This window comes from Vibrio galatheae, from assembly GCF_000967545.1.
Lineage (GTDB): Bacteria > Pseudomonadota > Gammaproteobacteria > Enterobacterales > Vibrionaceae > Vibrio > Vibrio galatheae.
In genome coordinates, this window is sequence record NZ_JXXV01000051.1 from 1 (window position 1) to 553 (window position 553).

The 553-nt window shown below is 44.8% G+C and carries 1 protein-coding gene; it reads right to left on the reverse strand.

Annotation, left to right across the window (positions count from 1 at the left end; all coding sequences use genetic code 11):
- The coding region (locus TW81_RS19145; RefSeq protein WP_045957247.1) for a transposase domain-containing protein at positions 1-456 on the reverse strand (456 nt) is incomplete at its 3' end.
- Positions 457-553: the final 97 nt, after the last annotated feature.

Consider the following 553-nt stretch of genomic DNA (forward strand, 5'->3'; position numbering starts at 1 on the left):
TTGTGTTTGAAAGACCTCATGATTTTCAGCCGTATCCGCGGTTCGCCACACGACGCCATCAACGGCAAATAGATTGAGCCCAGCCCATGAATCAAACGAGTTCGTTTCGTATCCGTGTTGAGCAACAACCTTAAACACTTCTTTCACCGCATCAGAGCCTAAGCGCTGCCTTGCTTGAACGAGAGCACTCGGAGCGACTAGAGGCTTCTTATCAGGCAACATAATGTCCATCTGTGTGGCAATATCCCAGACAGATTTCTGTCGATAGAGTGCCATTCCAATAATTGACCACAGAACAGTCTCAAGAGGTAAGCGCCTCTTCCTTACGGTAGCGACACCTGCTTGCTTAAACCCTTTCTCAATAAGCTCAGGAGACAGCAACTCTGCGTATTTTTCGAATGTATGGAATGTATTGCAAGACTTAAACGCTGTCGCTAACTCACTTTCAAAACGCATAAAAAAATCCGATATCAGGTACCCGATATCGGATTCTTACATACAGATAGGATCGTTCAATGGATCCTGTAATTAATGCCTTAACTGATCGGCATTA